Here is a 974-nt window from a genome sequence, read left to right as displayed (position 1 = left end):
TCCTTACATCTGAAAAACGCATCTATGAAAACGTTCATCAGCCTTTCAGGCTTCAAAACCAGTATTTTGACCAAGAAATAGGGCTTCACTATAACTTCTTCCGTTACTACGAAGCAGAGACAGGACGTTTTACCAACCAAGACCCGATTGGGTTATGGGGCGGGGATAATCTGTATTTTTTCGCGCCAAATGTTCAGGGATGGGTTGATTGGCTTGGATTGCATTCAGACCCAGATTTGTTAAATAGAATTACAAGAGTTGCAGCTGCTATGCCTGAGGGAGATCGTCCTCGTACAACTTATGCATTGGCAAGAGTAACGACAAGTTCTGGCCGTAGTGAAATTTGGATGGCATCCGCAGGGAAAAAAGGGTGAGTATCAAAAGCACTTCAGAGGATAGCAGGTGCTGATAAGGTCATTAACAATCTTCATAGAAGTAATAAAAACCATTTGAATGATGCAGAGCGAAAACTAATGAGAGAAGCAAGGAGACAAGGGGCGAAAATTGAATCAATCGCAGCTACGAGACCGATGTGTGGTAGATGTCAGACGGGAGCAAGAAGTATGGGAATTTTGCGGAGAGTAATTACCGCCTTGAAAAGATAGGAGTTGAACAAATGGAACCTCAAGAGCTGACTAATGAAATTTTATTAGAAAGTGTTTTGGATTGTACCGATTTTATAATGAACGAAGTCTCAAATTTGTACAATGCAATAACAGAGAAATTGCCTCGAAATAATAAAATATTCTTCATGAATTTTGTTGAAGATGAGAATAGTCAGGATAATTATTATGGATATGTTTATGATAAGACGGATATGAAAATGTACGAATATTCTTTTCAAGATAATAAACTTCCAAAAAAAAGAAAGTTATCCCTTGTTGAAAAGAAAATTGATAAACTGACTACGAAAGATATCCTCGAATTGCCTATAGTTGATTTGCTGTGATCTGATGGACGGCGTATTTGTCGGC

General features: G+C 38.5%; 2 protein-coding genes. Both read left to right on the top strand.

The window, feature by feature from the left end:
- A partial coding sequence (locus Q0X97_RS11800; protein WP_302067759.1) for an RHS repeat-associated core domain-containing protein occupies window positions 1-374 on the top strand: 374 nt, incomplete at its 5' end.
- A 167-nt stretch (window positions 375-541) separates the two neighbouring features.
- Entirely contained in the window at window positions 542-949 is a 408-nt protein-coding gene (locus tag Q0X97_RS11795; RefSeq protein ID WP_302067758.1) for a hypothetical protein, read from the top strand.
- Window positions 950-974 lie beyond the last annotated feature (25 nt).

This window comes from Neisseria sp. MVDL19-042950, from assembly GCF_030504625.1.
Classification (GTDB): Bacteria; Pseudomonadota; Gammaproteobacteria; order Burkholderiales; family Neisseriaceae; genus Neisseria.
Note: the sequence above shows the minus strand (reverse complement) of the source record. Positions and strands in the feature narration are given on the sequence as shown.

Bases quoted from the DNA above. Each gene is read 5' to 3' on its own strand.
- Q0X97_RS11795 (WP_302067758.1), top strand. From the start codon at position 542: ATGTCAGACGGGAGCAAGAAGTATGGGAATTTTGCGGAGAGTAATTAC.